Origin of the sequence: Providencia heimbachae ATCC 35613, from assembly GCF_001655055.1 — a bacterium.
Taxonomy (GTDB): Bacteria; Pseudomonadota; Gammaproteobacteria; order Enterobacterales; family Enterobacteriaceae; genus Providencia; species Providencia heimbachae.
Window position 1 is genome coordinate 104,816 of sequence record NZ_LXEW01000016.1, and the last position, 17,809, is coordinate 122,624.

Annotated in this window: 19 protein-coding genes; 9 read left to right on the forward strand and 10 right to left on the reverse strand. The window is 41.2% G+C overall.

All coding sequences use genetic code 11. The features are described 5' to 3' along the window. Nucleotides 1-91 precede the first annotated feature (91 nt). Nucleotides 92-667: an LOG family protein gene (locus M998_RS05320; RefSeq protein ID WP_068441898.1), complete on the reverse strand. Its 576-nt coding sequence runs from the start codon at nucleotides 665-667 to the stop codon at nucleotides 92-94. Nucleotides 668-1,024: 357 nt separating this feature from the next. On the opposite strand from M998_RS05320, the gene rhtA reads away from it, so the two are divergent. Together rhtA and dps are read left to right on the forward strand one after the other, a co-directional pair. Then, entirely contained in the window at nucleotides 1,025-1,912 is an 888-nt protein-coding gene (gene rhtA / locus M998_RS05325; protein WP_068441895.1) for a threonine/homoserine exporter RhtA, read from the forward strand. A 352-nt stretch (nucleotides 1,913-2,264) separates the two neighbouring features. Then, nucleotides 2,265-2,768, forward strand: coding sequence for a DNA starvation/stationary phase protection protein Dps (dps, locus tag M998_RS05330; RefSeq protein WP_068441892.1), 504 nt, complete (start codon nucleotides 2,265-2,267; stop codon nucleotides 2,766-2,768). 121 nt (nucleotides 2,769-2,889) lie between these two features. On the opposite strand, the gene M998_RS05335 is transcribed toward dps, so the two are convergent. After that, the gene (locus M998_RS05335) at nucleotides 2,890-3,219 is read right to left on the reverse strand and encodes a DHCW motif cupin fold protein (protein ID WP_068907935.1); all 330 of its coding nucleotides are present in this window, start codon (nucleotides 3,217-3,219) and stop codon (nucleotides 2,890-2,892) included. Between the two features lie 26 nt (nucleotides 3,220-3,245). Beyond that, nucleotides 3,246-5,357, reverse strand: a complete 2,112-nt coding sequence (gene dinG, locus M998_RS05340; RefSeq protein WP_068907936.1) for an ATP-dependent DNA helicase DinG — start codon at nucleotides 5,355-5,357, stop codon at nucleotides 3,246-3,248. A 229-nt stretch (nucleotides 5,358-5,586) separates the two neighbouring features. On the opposite strand from dinG, the gene M998_RS19645 reads away from it, so the two are divergent. Together M998_RS19645 and sseA are read left to right on the forward strand one after the other, a co-directional pair. Beyond that, complete coding sequence (locus tag M998_RS19645) at nucleotides 5,587-5,748, forward strand: YohO family small membrane protein (RefSeq protein ID WP_166696373.1); 162 nt, start codon at nucleotides 5,587-5,589, stop codon at nucleotides 5,746-5,748. A gap of 39 nt (nucleotides 5,749-5,787) precedes the next feature. Further along, complete coding sequence (gene sseA / locus M998_RS05345; RefSeq protein WP_068907937.1) at nucleotides 5,788-6,627, forward strand: 3-mercaptopyruvate sulfurtransferase; 840 nt, start codon at nucleotides 5,788-5,790, stop codon at nucleotides 6,625-6,627. A 115-nt stretch (nucleotides 6,628-6,742) separates the two neighbouring features. Here the strand turns inward: sseA and M998_RS05350 are convergent, their stop codons facing one another. The 3 genes from M998_RS05350 to rhlE form a co-directional block, all read right to left on the reverse strand. Next, a complete protein-coding gene (locus M998_RS05350) occupies nucleotides 6,743-6,991 on the reverse strand; it encodes a GlsB/YeaQ/YmgE family stress response membrane protein (protein ID WP_068441878.1) in 249 nt (82 codons plus the stop codon). 268 nt (nucleotides 6,992-7,259) lie between these two features. Then, a complete protein-coding gene (dusC, locus tag M998_RS05355; RefSeq protein WP_068441875.1) occupies nucleotides 7,260-8,210 on the reverse strand; it encodes a tRNA dihydrouridine(16) synthase DusC in 951 nt (316 codons plus the stop codon). Continuing rightward, nucleotides 8,210-9,562, reverse strand: a complete 1,353-nt coding sequence (rhlE, locus tag M998_RS05360; protein WP_068907939.1) for an ATP-dependent RNA helicase RhlE — start codon at nucleotides 9,560-9,562, stop codon at nucleotides 8,210-8,212. Before rhlE ends, dusC begins: the two co-directional genes overlap by 1 nt. Nucleotides 9,563-9,853: 291 nt before the next feature. Between rhlE and M998_RS05365 the strand changes: the two genes are divergently transcribed. From M998_RS05365 to M998_RS05385, 5 genes are all read left to right on the forward strand, one after another. Continuing rightward, nucleotides 9,854-10,546 (forward strand): CerR family C-terminal domain-containing protein, encoded by a 693-nt coding sequence (locus M998_RS05365; protein ID WP_068907940.1) that lies wholly within the window; start codon nucleotides 9,854-9,856, stop codon nucleotides 10,544-10,546. A gap of 81 nt (nucleotides 10,547-10,627) precedes the next feature. Continuing rightward, a complete protein-coding gene (gene hlyD / locus M998_RS05370) occupies nucleotides 10,628-11,623 on the forward strand; it encodes a secretion protein HlyD (RefSeq protein WP_068907942.1) in 996 nt (331 codons plus the stop codon). 9 nt (nucleotides 11,624-11,632) lie between these two features. Continuing rightward, nucleotides 11,633-13,372: an ATP-binding cassette domain-containing protein gene (locus tag M998_RS05375; RefSeq protein WP_068441863.1), complete on the forward strand. Its 1,740-nt coding sequence runs from the start codon at nucleotides 11,633-11,635 to the stop codon at nucleotides 13,370-13,372. Beyond that, a complete protein-coding gene (locus tag M998_RS05380; RefSeq protein ID WP_068441858.1) occupies nucleotides 13,369-14,508 on the forward strand; it encodes an ABC transporter permease in 1,140 nt (379 codons plus the stop codon). The genes M998_RS05375 and M998_RS05380 overlap by 4 nt, the downstream gene beginning before the upstream one ends. Nucleotides 14,509-14,517: 9 nt before the next feature. Beyond that, on the forward strand, nucleotides 14,518-15,624 hold the full coding sequence (locus M998_RS05385; protein ID WP_068441854.1) for an ABC transporter permease: 1,107 nt from the start codon (nucleotides 14,518-14,520) through the stop codon (nucleotides 15,622-15,624). Nucleotides 15,625-15,789: 165 nt separating this feature from the next. Here M998_RS05385 and M998_RS05390 read toward each other — a convergent pair whose 3' ends face one another. From M998_RS05390 to moaC, 4 genes are all read right to left on the reverse strand, one after another. Next, a complete protein-coding gene (locus M998_RS05390; RefSeq protein ID WP_068441851.1) occupies nucleotides 15,790-16,497 on the reverse strand; it encodes a Bax inhibitor-1/YccA family protein in 708 nt (235 codons plus the stop codon). Nucleotides 16,498-16,630: 133 nt separating this feature from the next. Then, nucleotides 16,631-17,083 carry a molybdopterin synthase catalytic subunit MoaE gene (moaE, locus tag M998_RS05395; RefSeq protein WP_068907944.1) on the reverse strand — a complete coding sequence of 151 codons (453 nt, stop codon included), beginning with the start codon at nucleotides 17,081-17,083 and terminating at the stop codon, nucleotides 16,631-16,633. 2 nt (nucleotides 17,084-17,085) lie between these two features. Beyond that, entirely contained in the window at nucleotides 17,086-17,331 is a 246-nt protein-coding gene (gene moaD, locus M998_RS05400; RefSeq protein ID WP_068907946.1) for a molybdopterin synthase sulfur carrier subunit, read from the reverse strand. After that, a complete protein-coding gene (gene moaC / locus M998_RS05405) occupies nucleotides 17,331-17,807 on the reverse strand; it encodes a cyclic pyranopterin monophosphate synthase MoaC (protein WP_068441842.1) in 477 nt (158 codons plus the stop codon). The genes moaD and moaC overlap by 1 nt, the downstream gene beginning before the upstream one ends. Nucleotides 17,808-17,809 lie beyond the last annotated feature (2 nt).

Consider the following 17,809-nt stretch of genomic DNA (forward strand, 5'->3'; position numbering starts at 1 on the left):
GTATAGTTATCCCGATAGCATACGTAATGATATGATTCGAACAGCTAAAAAACTAACGCGTAGGCAACTTGATGTATTAAAAGCATAAATATTAATCGTATGTTTTTACTGGTGGCGCAATATAGGTTTCAAAACGATCTAATAATGCGCTCGGCGTTGTTTCTACAATCGCCATATTTCGATATTTTTCATGTAAAAAACCTTCATCCGCCATTTTATTCGTCATATCAATTAGTGGCTGCCAGTAGTTATTGATATTGAATAATGCGCAGGGTTTAGTGTGAAGGCCAATTTGGCTCCACGTAAACACTTCCGCATACTCTTCTAATGTGCCGTACCCACCGGGCAATGCGACAAATGCATCCGCTAACTCGATCATTTTATTTTTGCGCTGATGCATCGTTTCAACTTTATAGAGCTCAGTGAGGTTTTTATGGGAAATTTCACGCTCTTCAAGTAGTGAAGGAATAACGCCAATCGCCTTACCGCCTAGCGATAAAACGGTATCTGCAATTGTTCCCATGATCCCAACACTTGCACCACCATAAACTAACGTGATGTCGCGCTTTACCATCTCTTTCGCAAATTCAATCGCTTGTTGCTTATAAAGCGCATTCGACCCCATGCTTGAGCCACAATAAATTGCGATACTTTTAATTTTTCTCATCTCTTCCTCATTTTTATTTTATTGTTACTTTTTTTCAAAAAAGCATTATACGGCGCCGCCTAGGAAGCTCAACAAACATTCTAGCTCATAGTCAATTAATATAAGTGGGTCTTGATGCTACACATATTTTTGTAACCTAATGATTGCTTAGACTTCATTACCTTAAATATTATTAGAGACTTCAATAAAGAAATATTAACCCAATGGCTTTTATGACATAATTGGGGCAGAAATATTTGCGTAGCAAAATACCATTTAGGCGGCGCGGTGTTTCCCTATTATTACTATTTGCAGTTCTTTTAAGACAATCAGCCTGTTTTGTCTACTCGTCACGTATTTTCTGAGGTTTAATTATTCATGTCTGCCAATACAAAAAAGAGCGCATTTCCGCTATTGCCTATAGGGTTGCTATTATTAGCGATGGCCTCTATTCAAAGTGGTGCATCTTTGGCTAAAACATTATTTCCAATGATCGGCGCTCCCGGTGTCACTGGATTACGTTTATTACTCGCCACTATCATTTTGTGCACTATTTTTAAACCTTGGCGTTTAAATTTTAGAAAAAGCTCACTTGTTCCATTACTTGCCTATGGTGTTTCTCTTGGGACCATGAATTACCTTTTTTACCTCTCACTTGAGCGTATCCCTTTAGGTATTGCCGTAGCATTAGAATTTACAGGCCCTTTAGCTGTAGCGATGTTTTCATCTCGCCGCCCTATTGATTTTCTGTGGATAGGACTGGTTATTGCCGGCTTACTCTTTTTATTACCTATCGGCGATAACATTAATTCAATTGATACCGTAGGTGCGTTATATGCACTTGGTGCCGGTGTGTGTTGGGCAATTTATATTATATTTGGCCAGCGTGCGGGAGCCGGTTATGGTGCAGCAACTGTTGCCATTGGTTCATTTATTTCAGCGTTGATCTTCTTCCCAATTGGTTTAATGCAAACGGGTTTTGAGGTGATGTTTGACCCTGCGATTTTACCGCTAGCGTTAGCCGTAGCGATACTGTCTACCGCGTTTCCGTATACGCTAGAAATGATCGCATTAACCCGCTTACCTGCTCGTACTTTTGGTACACTGATGAGCCTTGAACCTTGCATGGGCGCATTTTTAGGTATTGTCTTCTTGCATGAACATTTAACTTTAACTCAGTGGCTTGCCCTGCTTTTCATTGTTTGTGCCTCAATTGGTTCAACATCAACGGCTGTTCCTAAATCAAAAATAGAAAAAGTCACCTAATCAAATATTTAAACGTTTAGTTATTATTTAACGAACTAAAAGGGTTAATGAAATTTAAATATTCATTAACCCTATTTTTTTGTAAACATTTCTTCATTTATTTGAAATATTAGTTTATTACTTTCAATCTAATATAGAGATAATTAAATTCTCACAAAATAGCATTTATTGCATAAAATAATTACCTCAGAGTTATACCCTGAATATTAGATAGAGCTTGATGAATAAAGAGTATATCGAGTTCACCTATTAATTTAATCGATTATTACATTATGACAAATTAAATTTGGTGCTCTATAGTAATTAACAGATGGAGTTATTAAATAAATTCATATTTAAGAGAGGATGAATCATGAGTACAGCTAAACTATTTAAAACATCTTCAAACGAACTTTTATATACTCGTAACGATCTGGAAGATAGCGTAAAATTAGAAACTATTGGTATTTTAAATATCATGGTTATCCATTTTACTGACCTATCCTTAATGACTAAACAAGCTCATTGGAATATGCGTGGACGCAACTTTATTGCCGTACATGAGATGCTAGATGGCTTTAGAACAACCCTCGTTGAACATCTTGATGAATTCGCAGAGCGCGCAGTTCAACTGGGTGGTGTCGCTATCGGGACAACCCAAGAGGTCAATAAATTCACATCACTAGAAGCTTACCCGATCAATATTCACAGTGTGCAAGATCATTTAAAAGCGTTAGCCGATCGCTACGCCGTTGTCGCTAATGATATCCGTAAAGCTATTGATGAAGTTGAAGACGAAGATACTGCGGATATGTTTACCGCCGCATCCCGTGATATGGATAAATTCTTATGGTTTTTAGAAGCTAATATTGAGTAGTGTCGTAAACAGAGTCAATTAATTGACCACGAGGCCACAGTAAAGTGGCCTCAACTTATTATCGCTTTGCAATTAATTTATAAAAACTATAACTTATAAAAGCTATAATTGGCAAAAACAATCAATCAACGATAAATAATTTAGCACCTATCTGTGTTGATGAGCGATGAGCTTCGGCATTATCTGCCACTTGATAGCTAACACCAGGGGTTAATACGAAAGTACGGCCATCATCTAGCTCAGAATGTAATTCGCCTTCTAAGCACAATAAAATATGCCCTTTCAAACACCAGTGATCCGCTAGATAACCTGCGGAATATTCAACCATACGTACACGAATATCACCAAATTTTGCTGTCCGCCACAATGCATAACCCTGCTCACCTTGATGCGTCTCAGGTTCAATACTCGCCCAATCAGTTAGCCCGAATGGAATATTATTTATCTGCATTCAGTGAATCTCTATTATTAATATTGTTAATCATCAACCTTGGGTACTTCAGGCTGTTCTATTGGAAATACAGGCAGTGCATTCAATAAACGTTTTCCATAACTTTTGGTCAACAATCGTTTGTCATAAATAATAATTTCACCATAACATTCATTGCTGCGGATCAACCTTCCCGCTTGTTGGATCAAATTAAATGAAGCGCTCGGCAAACTTTGCACCTCAAAAGGGTAACGTTTAAGTGATTTGAGCCAATCCCCTTCAGTGATAATGACAGGGTTTGTCACAGGCGGAAATGCGATTTTATGAATATGCACCTGAGTTAAATATTCACCTTTTAAATCAAGCCCTTCTGCAAATGATTGTAAGCCAATGAGAGCACTTGATAAGCCTTTATCGATTCTTTCCCGATGTGTTTCGACTAAACGATAACGCGGTTGATCCCCTTGAACAAGCAATTGCAAACGGAGGTCTTTGACATGTTCTAAAAAGCCTTCCATTGCTCTTTGGCTGCTAAATAAGATTAACACACCTTTATGGACTTCTTTTATAAATTCACTGCGAAAATAGGTTGCCATTTCCGCAAGATGTTGAGCTTCACTCTGCATTGTCGGTTCATATTGCATCTGAGGAATGACTAATTTTCCTTGCTCAATATGATTAAATGGTGAGGTAAGCGTCACAAAACGGTCATCGCTTTTTTCCGATAAACCGGTTAATTCCATAAAACGTGAATAGCTATTAAGCGATCTTAACGTCGCTGAGGTGATCACAATATGTGGAATGTTGCGCCACAATAGATATTGAAGTTGCTCACTCACACGGATCCCAGCACAATGCATAAAGAAACGGGACTGGTTTTTTTCATAACGACGGCTTAACCACTTTGATACTGGCGCACCTGAGCTTTGATCAAGAGCAGCAAGACGCCAAAGTTTTGCCATACTTTCAAAATACCCCATCGCACGACTTGTGGTTAATATTGAACGATGTAGACGCACAATATCTTGCTTAGCAGTTTGTTCCGTTAAATCACTCAGTATCGATTCTGCAAGCCCTTTCAAGCTATCTGTTAGCTTAAATAATTCCTGACAGCTGAGCTGCATTGCTTCAGGTAATATACCTAACGGGAATAGGTATTCAGCCTCTTTTGAAGTTTCTGGCAATAATGCATTCGCTTGCAACGAAAAATCCCGAAACGTTTCTCTTAATTTCTCAGCATGTTTTTGTAGCCGTTCAGGGTTGGCTAGTTTTGGTGGTTTTGCAGGCCTAAATTGCGCCATATATTGCCCAACATGATGAATAAAATTATCAATCTGCCCAGTTAATTGAACCAAGGTAATTTCCCCTTCAACTTCTAGGGCATCTCGTGCGACATCAGGGACGTGGTGGCCTTCATCAAGCACTAATAACAATTTTTTAGGATCCGGTAAAACAGACTCGCTTTCCATTGCCGCCATAACTAACGCATGGTTAGCAACGACCACATCCGCATCTTCAATTTCACGACGAGCAATAAAAAATGGACAGCGCTGATAGAACTGGCAGTTTCGTCCCAAACAGTTCATTTTATCCGTACTGACTTTTCGCCATAAATTGTCACTGAACGCTTTTTTATGGTGGTCTCTTAATCCATCCCATAAAAAACTATTAAAATCATTACGTAGTTCTTGGCAAATAGCGCGCTCTTCGCTATTCGCGATTTCTGTTTTATCTTCAACCAAGAGCATTAAATCAATTTGATCGCCTTCCGCGGCGCAAATCGCTGCCAAATTGCGAGGGCAAACATAACGGGCTCGCCCAAATGCCCCTGTAAATTTCAAATCAGGAATGATCTTGCTCAGTAGCGGTAAATCTTTGCTAAAAATTTGATCTTGTAATGCCACATTAGCCGTACTCACCACTAACGTTTTATTTTCTTCACGCCCAACAGCAATACCGGGTATCAAATACGATAACGTTTTACCCACTCCCGTCGGCGCTTCAATCACCAAATGACGCCCCTCTTCATCGGCTAAATTTTTAGCCACTTCCGCTATCATTTGGCGTTGTGCATCACGAGGTACAAACCCGTCAATTTGTAGTGATAAACCTTTATACCACTGAGTTATTTGTTCTTTTATTTTATTAGACAGAGACATAAATTATGCTAATGACCGAATATGAAAGGTAAGATAACCGAATGGGCTACTGATGCAAAAATGAAAAGCTTATTTTGCCAACCGCTTCGCAAAACTACTGTATTAAAACCCATTATACATTAAAAGTGGAAAGCCTTTCGCAGAACTACACAAAAATCTGCTTTTAACTTGTTTGCAACAACCATATGGTTATACTTTGTATTCTTTAATTGAATGTAGGCTATAAAAAATGAAAACAGTAGCAATCGCAATATGCGCTTTATTTGCTTTAGGCTCAGTCGGTGGCATTGTCTTGGCTGGCATGAATATTTATACCCGCTCCACCACACCATTAGAGCAAGGGCAGCCCCAAACTCAATCCTTGCTGCCTACACCAAACCAGATGCAATAATCTCATTAAATAATTTATCAACCAGGACGGAGATAGCTTATGTACAACGACTATTTTGTTACACCACAATGGTTAAACACGCATTTATTTGATGCAAATATCATTGTACTTGATGCTTCGTCTCCCCCTCCAACTGCACCGTATGATTGCTATCAAAAATACCTTGAAGAGCACATCCCAAGTGCACAATTCTTTAATCAAGATGAAGTCGCCGATAAATCATGTGACCTGCCGCATATGCTTCCTGACGCTAAAACCTTTAATCAAGCGGTTGGTGCTATGGGAATTGATAATCATAGCCAAGTTATCATTTACGCCCAGAATAATTTATTTTCAGCACCTAGAGCTTGGTGGACATTTACCACAATGGGCTGCAAAAACGTCAAAATTCTCGCGGGCGGCATAGAGGCATGGAAAGCGGCAGGGTTTGAAATACAGTCTGGTAATGTTACACCACCAGCAGAAAAAACGTTTAATGCAACACGTAAAGACAGTAATGCCTTAAACCAAAATCAAGTCCTTGAGATAGTTAAACAAGGTAATATCCAAATTATAGATGCTCGGGCAGCACCTCGATTTTTAGCGCAGGCACCTGAGCCACGCCCGGGCTTGCGTATGGGGCATATACCCGGAAGTAAAAACGTCCCTTGGGATCTCCTCGTCCAACAAGGTGAATTTAAATCACCAGAACAATTAAAAGCTATTTTTGCTCAGCAAGGTGTCGATATTCATGCGCCTTCCGTCACGACTTGTGGTTCTGGTATGACAGCTGCGGTTGTATTAATGGCATTAACCCTACTGGGTAATACCAATGTACGCTTATATGATGGCTCTTGGGCGCAGTGGGGGCAAGATAACGGCCTACCTATTGAAGCTTAGTTTACCGAGTTCCGTTAAAAATAAAGGCTGCAATTTTATATGATATGACGTCATATAAAATTGCAGCCTTTATAAAATTCATAAAATGTACCGCTAACTCTCTGTAACGAGTTAGTTACCTTGCAAAAATACCCGCTAAAAAGAGCACCACAATTGCACCGATAACAGCAACGACAAAGCTACCAAAGTTGAAACCATCAACCTTGCCTTTGCCAAAGAAAGTACTGATATAACCACCGACAACCGCACCAACAATCCCCAGAACGGTAGTCATAATGAACCCCATTTGATAGGTTCCAGGCATGAGCCATTTAGCTAAAACACCCGCAATCAGACCAAAAATAATCCAAGCAATAACACCCATTTACGCCTCCAAAAGTCTAGGTTGTCGATAGATAACGTTTTACTTGCGTTACCTTATCCTTATCACATTCCAAGCCTAACACATCATTTTGATCCCGAAAAATACTGTGACGCTAATTAGTTCGAGATGATTTCGCTTAATGCCTATAGCGAACTCGGAATACATAAGGTATATAGTGATGATTAATATAACTTAATCACAACTACATCTTCTAAGTAAAGACCCTAGCGATTAATTTCGCAAATAAAAATTTTATTTATCAGAATTTTCACACCCGATTTGAGGCGACCATTTTAGCGATAACGTCGCTAATTTGTTCGGCATTTTTTAAAGCTCTGACTTGTTGAAATAAGTCATCAGCTTGCAAATATTCTTTACGCAAATAACCTAGCCATTGCTTGATACGCGCCGCATGGTAATGTCCTGTATCCCCACGTTTTTCTAGTTCAGTGTATTTTAGTAATAACTGACCGACTTGTTCCCAAGGCATTTTTGGATCATTGTATTTAATGACACGACTTAGATTCGGGGTATTTAATGCACCACGCCCAATCATAATGGCATCGCAGCCCGTTATTTCGATACAACGTCTGGCGCTTTCGTAGTCCCAAATTTCCCCGTTAGCAATAACAGGGATAGATAGTCGACGGCGAATTTCGCCAATAGCCTGCCAGTTGATACGCTCAGCTTTATAGCCATCGTCTTTGGTTCGGCCATGAACCGTTAGCTCTGTTGCACCCGCTTGTTGCACTGCATCTGCAATTTCATGGGAAAACTGGCTACTATCCCAACCGAGCCTAATTTTTACAGAAACGGGTAACTCTTTAGGTATCGCCTCACGCATCGCTTTTGCCGCACGATAAATTAAATCAGGCTGCTTTAACAATGTAGCTCCACCACCGTGGCCGTTGACTGTTTTTGATGGGCAACCACAATTTAAATCAACCCCCCAAGAACCAAGCTCAACGGCTCGATAAGCATTTTCAGCTAACCATTGGGGATGTTGACCTAAAAGCTGCACCCTAACTAGGGTGCCTGATGGTGTATAGCTTTTATTGCGTAATTCAGGGCATAACCGATAAAAAGTCTTAGCGGGCAATAAAGTATCAACGACCCGCACAAACTCGGTAATGCAGAGGTCATAATCATTGACCTCACTTAATAATGAACGAACGAGTGAATCCAAAACCCCTTCCATTGGGGCCAGTAACACACGCATTAGCCTTCACCACGTCCTTGTCTTACTTTACTTTGCGCATTTTTCCAAGGCGAACCTGATGACTCAGATTTTCCTTTCGCGGCTGGAGCACTCGTACGACGAGGACGATTATTGCCTTTATCACCGTGACCACTTCTTTCATTAGGGCGTCGCTCGGATGGACGTCTATCACCACGTTGTGGCGTTTTTTGGATCGGTTCGGCTTTAATCGAAGGATCAGGATCGAATCCTTCAGTTTCCATTACTGGAATTGATTTTTTTAGCAATTTTTCAATGTCTTTCAGTAATTTGTGTTCATCAACACACACTAAAGAAATCGCTTTTCCTGTCGCTTCCGCACGGCCAGTACGACCAATACGGTGAACATAATCTTCTGCGATATTTGGTAACTCGTAGTTGACCACATATGGAAGCTGCTCAATATCAAGGCCGCGAGCAGCGATATCTGTCGCCACTAAAACACGGATGCCGCCTGATTTAAAGTCAGCAAGTGCGCGGGTACGTGCCCCCTGACTCTTATTACCATGAATAGCGGCGGCTTTAATGCCATCTTTATTCAAATGTTCTGCTAATCGGTTAGCACCATGCTTTGTACGTGTAAATACCAGCACTTGCTGCCAATTTTCACGGCCAATCATGAAAGATAAAAGTTCAGCTTTACGCTTTTTATCAACAAAATGAACAAATTGCGCTATTTGTTCTGATGCTGAATTACGACGCGCTACTTCAATCGTTACCGGATTGGTAAGCAACTTGCCAGCCAGCTGTTTGATTTCATCAGAAAATGTGGCTGAAAAAAGTAAATTTTGGCGTTTTTTAGGCAATTTATTGATAACACGACGGATATCATGAATAAAACCCATGTCCAACATGCGATCCGCTTCATCAAGTACTAGTATTTCCACTTGAGAAAGATCAACCGCATTTTGGTGCTCTAAATCGAGTAAACGCCCTGGCGTTGCGATAAGAATTTCAACACCACTGCGCAATTTCATCATCTGCGGATTAATGCTAACGCCGCCAAAAATAACCAATGAACGAACATTTAAATGGCGGCTATATTCTTTCACGTTTTCAGCTACTTGAGCTGCCAACTCACGAGTAGGGGTTAAAATCAGTGCACGAACGGGTCGGCGATTTTTACCACGTGGAGTTTCAATGAGTTTTTGCAAAATAGGTAACGTAAAGCCAGCGGTTTTACCGGTACCTGTTTGTGCGCTCGCGAGCAAGTCATGACCTGCAAGTACCGCAGGGATAGCTTGTTGTTGGATAGGCGTAGGTGTTTCATAGCCTAACTCATTAATGGCAAGCAAAATTTCCTCGTTTAATGCGAGGTCTGAAAAATTAGTCAAATTAAATTACTCCGGGCTTCACCGTATCAAATCATTGAGGCAGTTCAAGGGGAAGTGGGTCAGAAGAAGAAAAAAGCGCAAACTGCCGTGCGACATTAGGAAATTCTAACATTATTTAATGATTATAAGTATATTAATTTAGTTTGGTTTATAAAATATTATAAAACTCCATTCATATAGTATATATACTTACATAACACTATGCGTTATCGTTTTTGTCTCTTAAAACAATAAAAACACGATTAAGAGCCTATTTGGGTGTTATTTAATTCTGATATTAAAGGAATGTTTATGAATACAAACTCATCGTCAACCTCACGTGGAGAGAATGCAAAGTTGCAATTACTCTACGCAGCGGCTGATGTTTATGGAGAGCAAGGACTTGATGGTGCAACTACGCGCCAAATCGCACAGGCTTCGGGTCAAAATATCGCAGCAATATCCTATTATTTTGGCTCCAAAGACGGGCTTTATCTTGCGGTCGCACAGCTTATTGCCGATAACATAAAGGAAAATTTTCAGGACGTATTTAGCATGATAGATGATTTTCTTGATCATCCTATTACCGCTGAAACACCTGAAATAGCCCTTGCGTTATTGCAAAAAACCGTCATTTCCTACAATTATTTTCAGTTAGAAAAAAAGAATTTGAGCTTCTCCCGCATTTTAGCACGAGAACAACTCAACCCAACAGAAGCCTATACCATTATTCATGAACAGGCTTTAGGTCCCATACACTCCCGCCTGAATCGCTTAATTGCCACTTATATCGGCGCAGATCCCAACAATTTAACCACACTTATCCATACTCACGCTATTTTAGGGGAAACACTTTCATTCCGGATTGCCCGTGAAACCTTACTTCGGCAAACAGGCTGGAAGCACATCAACGAAAATGAATTTAAAATTATTAATCAAGTTCTTATCGAACATACAAATATATTATTAGCGGGACTACGTGATCGCAAACAAATGGAAAAGTGATATGATAAATAGATAGAAAGAAGTGATAAACATTGTTTATTACTTCCTAAGCAATGTTTATCCTCCTTAATAAGGTTAGCTATGAACAATAAACGTCGTCCTATTGCCATTTTTCTTATTGTCATATTAATCGGTCTTGCTGTCGGTGGTTATTATTACTATCAATCAAAACAAGATAATGCATTAACGTTATACGGTAATGTAGATGTCAGAACGGTTAACCTTGGTTTTCGAGTTGGTGGTAGATTAGCTTCCCTTGAGGTTGATGAAGGTGACAAAGTCACTGCAGGCAAACAACTCGGAAAGCTCGATGACGCAACCTATATTAATGCACTGAATAAAGCGAAAGGTGTTCGAGACAGCGCAAAAGCACAACTCGCGCTGAAAGAAAGTGGCTACCGAACTCAAGAAGTTGCACAGGTTGAAGCTGAAGTCGCCCAAAAACAAGCGGCTTGGCAATATGCTGAAAGCTTTTATAAACGCCAACAAGGGCTTGCAGCTCAACGTGTTATTTCAGCAAATGACCTTGATAATGCACGTAATAACCGCAACCAAGCTTTAGCTGCATTAAAGGCCGCACAAGATAAACTCAATCAATATCAAAGTGGCTTTCGCCAAGAGGAAATTGCCGCGGCGCGAGGGGAATGGCTACAAGCTGAAGCTGCCGTGGCCCAAGCTGAACTAGACTTAAGTGATACTATTCTTACCGCCCCTTCTGCGGGAACAATTTTAACCCGAGCGATAGAACCGGGGACTATTGTTGGTGCGGGTAATACTGTTTTTAGTGTCACACTGACCCGCCCTGTTTGGGTTCGCGCTTATATTAATGAGCCTCATTTAGGCGCAGCGGTTCCCGGTAGTGAAGTGCTTTTATACACAGATAGCAGACCGAACACCCCATATCACGGTAAAATCGGGTTTGTTTCCCCAACCGCCGAATTCACGCCTAAAAGTGTGCAAACCCCTGAATTACGTACTGATTTAGTCTACCGATTACGTATTATCGTGAGTGATCCTGACGATGCATTACGCCAAGGTATGCCAGTTACCATTCGCTTTTCTGAAAACAAACAGTAAGAATCAGCGATGAATACTGACTACAACATACGTCTTCAAGGTATCGAAAAGTCCTTTTTAGGCCTTGATTTTCCTGCGGTTGAAAGTCTTACCGCTGAAATCCACGGAGGATCAGTCACGGGCCTCGTGGGTCCCGACGGCGCGGGAAAAACCACTCTGATGAGAATGCTAGCTGGGTTATTAAAACCCGATGCTGGCAATATCAGCCTGATGGGGCTAGACCCAATTAAAGACAGCATTGAAGTGAGAGCAAATCTTGGTTATATGCCGCAAAAATTCGGTTTATATGAAGATTTAACGGTGCAAGAAAACCTCGACTTATATGCTGATTTACGGGGCGTGATAGGGGAAGAACGAAAAAAAACCTATCAACAGCTACTGAACTTTACTAGTTTGACTGATTTTACTTCTCGCCTTGCCGGTAAACTTTCGGGAGGGATGAAACAAAAGCTCGGTTTAGCCTGTACTTTATTAGGTAAACCCAAGGTATTACTTTTGGATGAACCCGGTGTCGGTGTCGACCCAATTGCACGGCGCGAGCTGTGGCAAATGGTACATACCCTTGCTGACGATGGCATGTTGATCCTATGGAGCACCTCTTATTTGGATGAAGCCCAACAGTGCAAAGAGGTATTGCTGCTGAATAAAGGCAAGCTATTATATTCGGGCAAACCTGAACTATTGACTCAGAAAATGGTGGGAAGATCGTTTTTATTAGAAGTCCCAGCAACACAAAAGCGTACTCAACTACAAAATGCGCTGGTATTGCCCGAAACCACCGATGGCGTGATCCAAGGTCGCTACATTCGCTTAATTTTAAAGCCTGATGCCTCCCACGAAAATCTATTAACTGCGCTTAATCTCAGTTCGCAAAAATTGGTTGAGGCAGAGCCGCGCTTTGAAGATGCTTTTATTGATTTACTCGGAGGCGGTCCCTCTCATCGCTCTGAACTGGCTTCAATCGTGCCTCAAATCCCACCCAATCCGGATGAAACGGTCATTGAAGCACGTAATTTAACTAAAAAATTTGGCGATTTTGCGGCAACTGATACGGTTAATTTTCAAGTTAAACGCGGAGAAATATTTGGCTTATTGGGACCTAATGGAGCGGGTAAATCGACCACCTTTAAAATGATGTGTGGATTAATGAAACCGACCGATGGTCAAGCTTTAGTGCTGGGAATGGATTTAAAAACCAGTTCAAATAAAGCACGGCAGCATCTTGGTTATATGGCACAAAAGTTCTCACTCTATGGCAACCTAAAAGTAGGTCAGAATCTGAAGTTTTTTTCTGGGGTATATGGGCTCCATCATAAAAAGCAGTCCACCAAAATGAAGGAAATGATTGATGCCTTTAGTTTCACTCCCATTATTAATCAGATCACGGATTCATTGCCCTTAGGTTATAAACAGCGCCTTGCCCTTGCCTGCTCACTGATGCATGAACCTGATATTTTATTCCTTGATGAGCCCACCTCCGGTGTTGACCCACTAACCCGCAGAGAGTTTTGGTTACATATCAACGGAATGGTCGATAAAGGCGTTACTGTAATGGTCACGACCCACTTTATGGATGAAGCAGAATATTGCGATCGTATTGGCTTGGTTTACCACGGTAAAATTATTGCTGCCGGCACACCTGATGAGCTCAAGCAACAAGTCGCAACCACAAAAAATCCAAATCCATCCATGGAAGATGCGTTTATTGAGCTCATCTCTAATTATGACAAACAACAGGAGGCACAATGACCACCGCCGCCTCCCATTTTTCATGGCGCAGGCTTAAAGCCTTGTGCTGGAAAGAGAGTAAGCAAATTGTACGCGACCCAAGCAGCGCACTCATTGCAATCGTCATCCCGTTGATGCTGTTATTTATTTTTGGTTATGGCATTAATTTAGATTCAAGCAAGCTGCGTGTAGGCATTTTATTGGATCAACAAAGTCAGGAAGCACGTGAACTTGTTGATACTTTTACCGGATCCCCATTTATTGATGCCACGATCAGTGATAATCGGCAATTATTAGTGGATAAAATGCAAGCGGGTGAAATCCGTGGAATAGTCGTCATTCCGGTTGATTTTGCTGCACAATTATTAAAACCTGAAGGCCATGCGACAATCCAAGTGATCACCGATGGTAGCGAACCCAATACAGCTAATTTTGTTCAGGCCTACACCAAAGGTATTTGGCATACATGGCTTGTGCAGCAGGGTGAAAATAAAGGCTATCCCACTGACCCATTGATTGAGTTAAATATGCGCTATTGGTTTAATGAAGCCGCAATTAGCCAGCATTTTATTATTCCAGGTGCAATTAGTATCATCATTACTGTTGTCGGTGCTATTTTAACATCACTGGTGATCGCCCGAGAATGGGAGCGGGGCACAATGGAAGCCCTACTTTCCACGCAAATAACACGTACTGAATTACTGCTTTCTAAACTATTACCTTACCAAGTACTTGGCTCATTGGTGATGGTGTTATGTATGTTTGTCACCACCTTCGTGCTAGATGTGCCCTACCGAGGCTCACTTTTAGTCTTATTTGTCATTACCAGCCTTTACCTTGCCACCGCCCTCGGTATGGGGTTGCTAATTTCAACCATAACACGCAATCAATTTAACGCCGCCATGGTGGCCTTGAATGCCGCATTCTTACCCGCAATTATGTTATCTGGATTTATTTTCGAGATCGACAGCATGCCGGCAATCATTCAGGCTGTAACTTATTTTATCCCCGCACGGTACTTTGTAAGCAGCTTACAAACACTGTTTCTTGCCGGAGATATTTATATGGTGTTGTTCACTGATTTTCTTTTATTGATTGCTTCAGCAATTTTATTTATTGGCTTGACCGCGCTAAAAACGCGTCGCCGGCTTGATTAAGGTGCAACCATGTTTTATCGCTTATATACCTTGATTATGAAAGAACTACAATCATTACTGCAGGAGCCTCAAACGCGGATTATTTTGATCCTGCCGGTCATTTTTCAGATGATTTTGTTCCCACTCGCGGCAACGTTAGAAGTGACGAATACCACGATTGCTATTTTTGATGAAGATAGCGGCAAACACTCCGTTGAACTAACACAACGACTTGCCAAAGCCAGTGCATTTTCACAGGTGCTGTTACTAAAAAATGAACAGGAAATTCGCGAAACACTCGATAACCGTAAAGCGCTGTTAGTTGTTCGCTTTGGACAAAATTTTAGTGCTGATATTGCCAGCCAACATGGCGCAAATATGATGCTATTACTTGATGGCCGAAATTCAAATAGCGCACAAATTGCCGCCAACTATATTGAGCAAATAGTGATGCAATATGAGCAAGAACTCACAAGCGGTCGAACCTTACCCAATAATAGCGAATTAGTTGTCCGAAATTGGTATAACCCAAATTTAGACTATAAATGGTTTATCGTGCCTTCATTAGTTGCGTTGATAACAACTATTGGCGTGCTGATTGTCACCTCACTTTCTATTGCAAGAGAACGTGAGCAAGGTACGCTGGATCAGTTACTGGTTTCACCACTGACAACATGGCAAATTTTTATCGGTAAAGCGATACCTGCGCTGATTGTCGCAACAGTGCAAGCAACCTTAGTTTTGATTATTGGTATTTTCTGTTATCAAATCCCATTTGCGGGTTCATTACTGCTTTTCTATGCCACCATGCTTTTTTATGGATTATCTTTGGTCGGCTTTGGCTTGTTGATCTCAGCCCTCTGCTCAACTCAGCAACAGGCATTTATTGGCGTTTTTGTCTTTATGATGCCAGCCGTACTGTTATCTGGCTATGTTTCCCCTGTTGAAAACATGCCTGTGTGGCTACAAGACATCACTTGGATAAATCCAATACGACATTTCACTGATATAACTAAGCAGATCTATCTCAAAGATGCTGATTTTTCGGTAATTTTTCATAGTTTATGGCCGCTATTTATCATTGCCGTCGTCACTACGAATGTTGCTTACTATTTGTTTAGGAAAAAGATTGCATAGATTGCAAATTTTCAAAAAATGATATTGAAGTGATTCATTAGCTGATTAGATTTTATGATATTAATGCAATAAAAAACCCTTGCCTGTGCAATTATATTAATTCAATAAATTGCAGGGCAAGGGTTCTAATTTTTTAGTCTGTTACGCTAACGTTAATAAAACAGATTAGCGACGGTCACCGAAAATACGTAGCAACATCAGGAACAAGTTGATGAAGTCTAAGTACAGAGATAACGCACCCATAATTGAGTATTTGCGCATCGTTTCTCTGTCATTTTCGTCAATCTGTGAGCCCATGTCTTTCAGTTTTTGTGTGTCATATGCAGTCAAAGCAGCAAACAGTAACACACCACCGTAAGTGATCACCCAGTACATCATTGAGCTTTGCAGCCAGATGTTAACCAGTGAAGCAACCACGATACCAATCAGTGCCATAAACAGGAAGTTACCCATACCAGTTAAGCTACGTTTAGTGGTATAGCCATAGAAGCTCAGCGCACCAAACATCACTGCCGTGATAACAAACGTCCCTGCGACCGATTCACCAGTATAAACAGCAAGAATAACCGAGATAGTTAAACCGGTTAGCAGCGAGTACAGCATAAACATACCCGTAGCCATCATTCCGCTCATTCTTTGCAGTAAAAATGATAGCCCCATCACTAAGCCAAGCTCAGCAATGATCATGCCAAAAAATAAAATTTTATTCGTTGCAATCGTGATGTATAAACCACTGCTCAAAGAATACATCGCGACGAACGCTGTCAGCAGTAGACCGACTGTCATCCAGCCATATACTTGCGACATAAATGCCTGAACGCCAGTGTTGGCCCTCTGGACAAGAGAATCATTACGTTGATCAAACTGACCCATGATGGTTACCCTTCCATTAAAAGAAAAATCGACCTAGTAAAAATACTGCGATCGGAAAAATTATACCAAAGTTTATCACAATATTTTGACAATACATTCAGCAAATTCGTATTTTTCAGGGGAAAATGTGCGATTACCAGCGGTTAGCTGATGCTTCATCACTTTCTTTGGCTTCGACCCAACGCTCACTTTCAGGAAGCGCCTCTTTTTTCCAAAATGGGGCTTTAGTTTTTAAGTAATCCATAATAAATTCAGCCGCTTCAAATGCTGCATTTCGATGAGCACTCGTCACGCCAACAAATACAATCTCTTCACCGGGCTGTAAAGTTCCCACCCGATGAATAACACTCACTCGCTGCAAAGGCCAACGACCTCTCGCTTCTTCCGTTATATTTTTTAACGCTTTTTCAGTCATTCCTGGGTAATGTTCGAGGGTTAACGCCGCAACACTGTCCCCTAAGTTATGGTTTCTCACTTTACCCGTAAAAGTTACTACCGCACCATCGCTATCACATTCAGCCAACCACTGGTATTGTTCACCAACACTGAAGTTCTCAGTTTGAACGGCTATATGGGTATTTTCCATCCTCACCCTCCGGTTACTGGCGGGAAGAAAGCCACTTCATCCCCAGCGGTTAAAGGATGATCGCTTAAAACAAATGATTGATTAACTGCCGCAAGCAATTTGCCATCTTCGAGTGCGAGAGCCCAACGATCACCTTTTTGAGATAATACTTGGCGTAAAGACTCAACGGTTGGGTAATTTTCAGTGAGTTCTAAGCGATCCGTTCCGACTAATTCCCGAACTTGAGCAAAAAATAAAACTGTAATCATCATGCCACCTTAAAGTGTCCAGATTTGCCGCCTGTTTTTTCAAGTAAACGAACAGGGCCAATCACCATGTCTTTTTGCACCGCTTTACACATATCGTAGATTGTCAGCGCTGCCACAGAAGCCGCCGTTAAAGCCTCCATTTCAACCCCAGTTTTACCAGTTAAGCGGCAACAGGTTTCAATACGAATACGATTGTGTTCCTGTTCAGCTTCAAGCATGACTTCAACTTTGGTCAATAACAATGGATGACACAAAGGGATCAGCTGCCAAGTATTTTTAGCTGCTTGAATACCGGCGATACGTGCCGTTGCGAAAACATCGCCTTTATGGTGGCTACCATCAACTATCATGGCTAACGTTTCTGGGTTCATGGTGACATAAGCTTCGGCTCGTGCTTCACGAACCGTTTCTGTTTTTGCAGAAACATCAACCATATGAGCCTCGCCCGACGCATTGAGGTGAGTCAGCTGGGACATAT

Excerpts from the sequence above, each read along its gene's own strand:
- moaC (WP_068441842.1), bottom strand. The coding sequence starts at position 17,807 with ATGTCCCAGCTGACTCACCTCAATGCGTCGGGCGAGGCTCATATGGTT.
- M998_RS19645 (WP_166696373.1), top strand. The coding sequence starts at position 5,587 with ATGAAAACAGTAGCAATCGCAATATGCGCTTTATTTGCTTTAGGCTCA.
- M998_RS05375 (WP_068441863.1), top strand. The coding sequence starts at position 11,633 with ATGAATACTGACTACAACATACGTCTTCAAGGTATCGAAAAGTCCTTT.
- dusC (WP_068441875.1), bottom strand. The coding sequence starts at position 8,210 with ATGCGTGTGTTACTGGCCCCAATGGAAGGGGTTTTGGATTCACTCGTT.
- M998_RS05365 (WP_068907940.1), top strand. The coding sequence starts at position 9,854 with ATGAATACAAACTCATCGTCAACCTCACGTGGAGAGAATGCAAAGTTG.
- M998_RS05385 (WP_068441854.1), top strand. The coding sequence starts at position 14,518 with ATGTTTTATCGCTTATATACCTTGATTATGAAAGAACTACAATCATTA.
- M998_RS05320 (WP_068441898.1), bottom strand. The coding sequence starts at position 667 with ATGAGAAAAATTAAAAGTATCGCAATTTATTGTGGCTCAAGCATGGGG.
- rhtA (WP_068441895.1), top strand. The coding sequence starts at position 1,025 with ATGTCTGCCAATACAAAAAAGAGCGCATTTCCGCTATTGCCTATAGGG.
- moaD (WP_068907946.1), bottom strand. The coding sequence starts at position 17,331 with ATGATTACAGTTTTATTTTTTGCTCAAGTTCGGGAATTAGTCGGAACG.
- moaE (WP_068907944.1), bottom strand. The coding sequence starts at position 17,083 with ATGGAAAATACCCATATAGCCGTTCAAACTGAGAACTTCAGTGTTGGT.
- M998_RS05390 (WP_068441851.1), bottom strand. The coding sequence starts at position 16,497 with ATGGGTCAGTTTGATCAACGTAATGATTCTCTTGTCCAGAGGGCCAAC.
- M998_RS05380 (WP_068441858.1), top strand. The coding sequence starts at position 13,369 with ATGACCACCGCCGCCTCCCATTTTTCATGGCGCAGGCTTAAAGCCTTG.
- dps (WP_068441892.1), top strand. The coding sequence starts at position 2,265 with ATGAGTACAGCTAAACTATTTAAAACATCTTCAAACGAACTTTTATAT.
- M998_RS05350 (WP_068441878.1), bottom strand. The coding sequence starts at position 6,991 with ATGGGTGTTATTGCTTGGATTATTTTTGGTCTGATTGCGGGTGTTTTA.
- M998_RS05335 (WP_068907935.1), bottom strand. The coding sequence starts at position 3,219 with ATGCAGATAAATAATATTCCATTCGGGCTAACTGATTGGGCGAGTATT.
- sseA (WP_068907937.1), top strand. The coding sequence starts at position 5,788 with ATGTACAACGACTATTTTGTTACACCACAATGGTTAAACACGCATTTA.
- hlyD (WP_068907942.1), top strand. The coding sequence starts at position 10,628 with ATGAACAATAAACGTCGTCCTATTGCCATTTTTCTTATTGTCATATTA.
- dinG (WP_068907936.1), bottom strand. The coding sequence starts at position 5,357 with ATGTCTCTGTCTAATAAAATAAAAGAACAAATAACTCAGTGGTATAAA.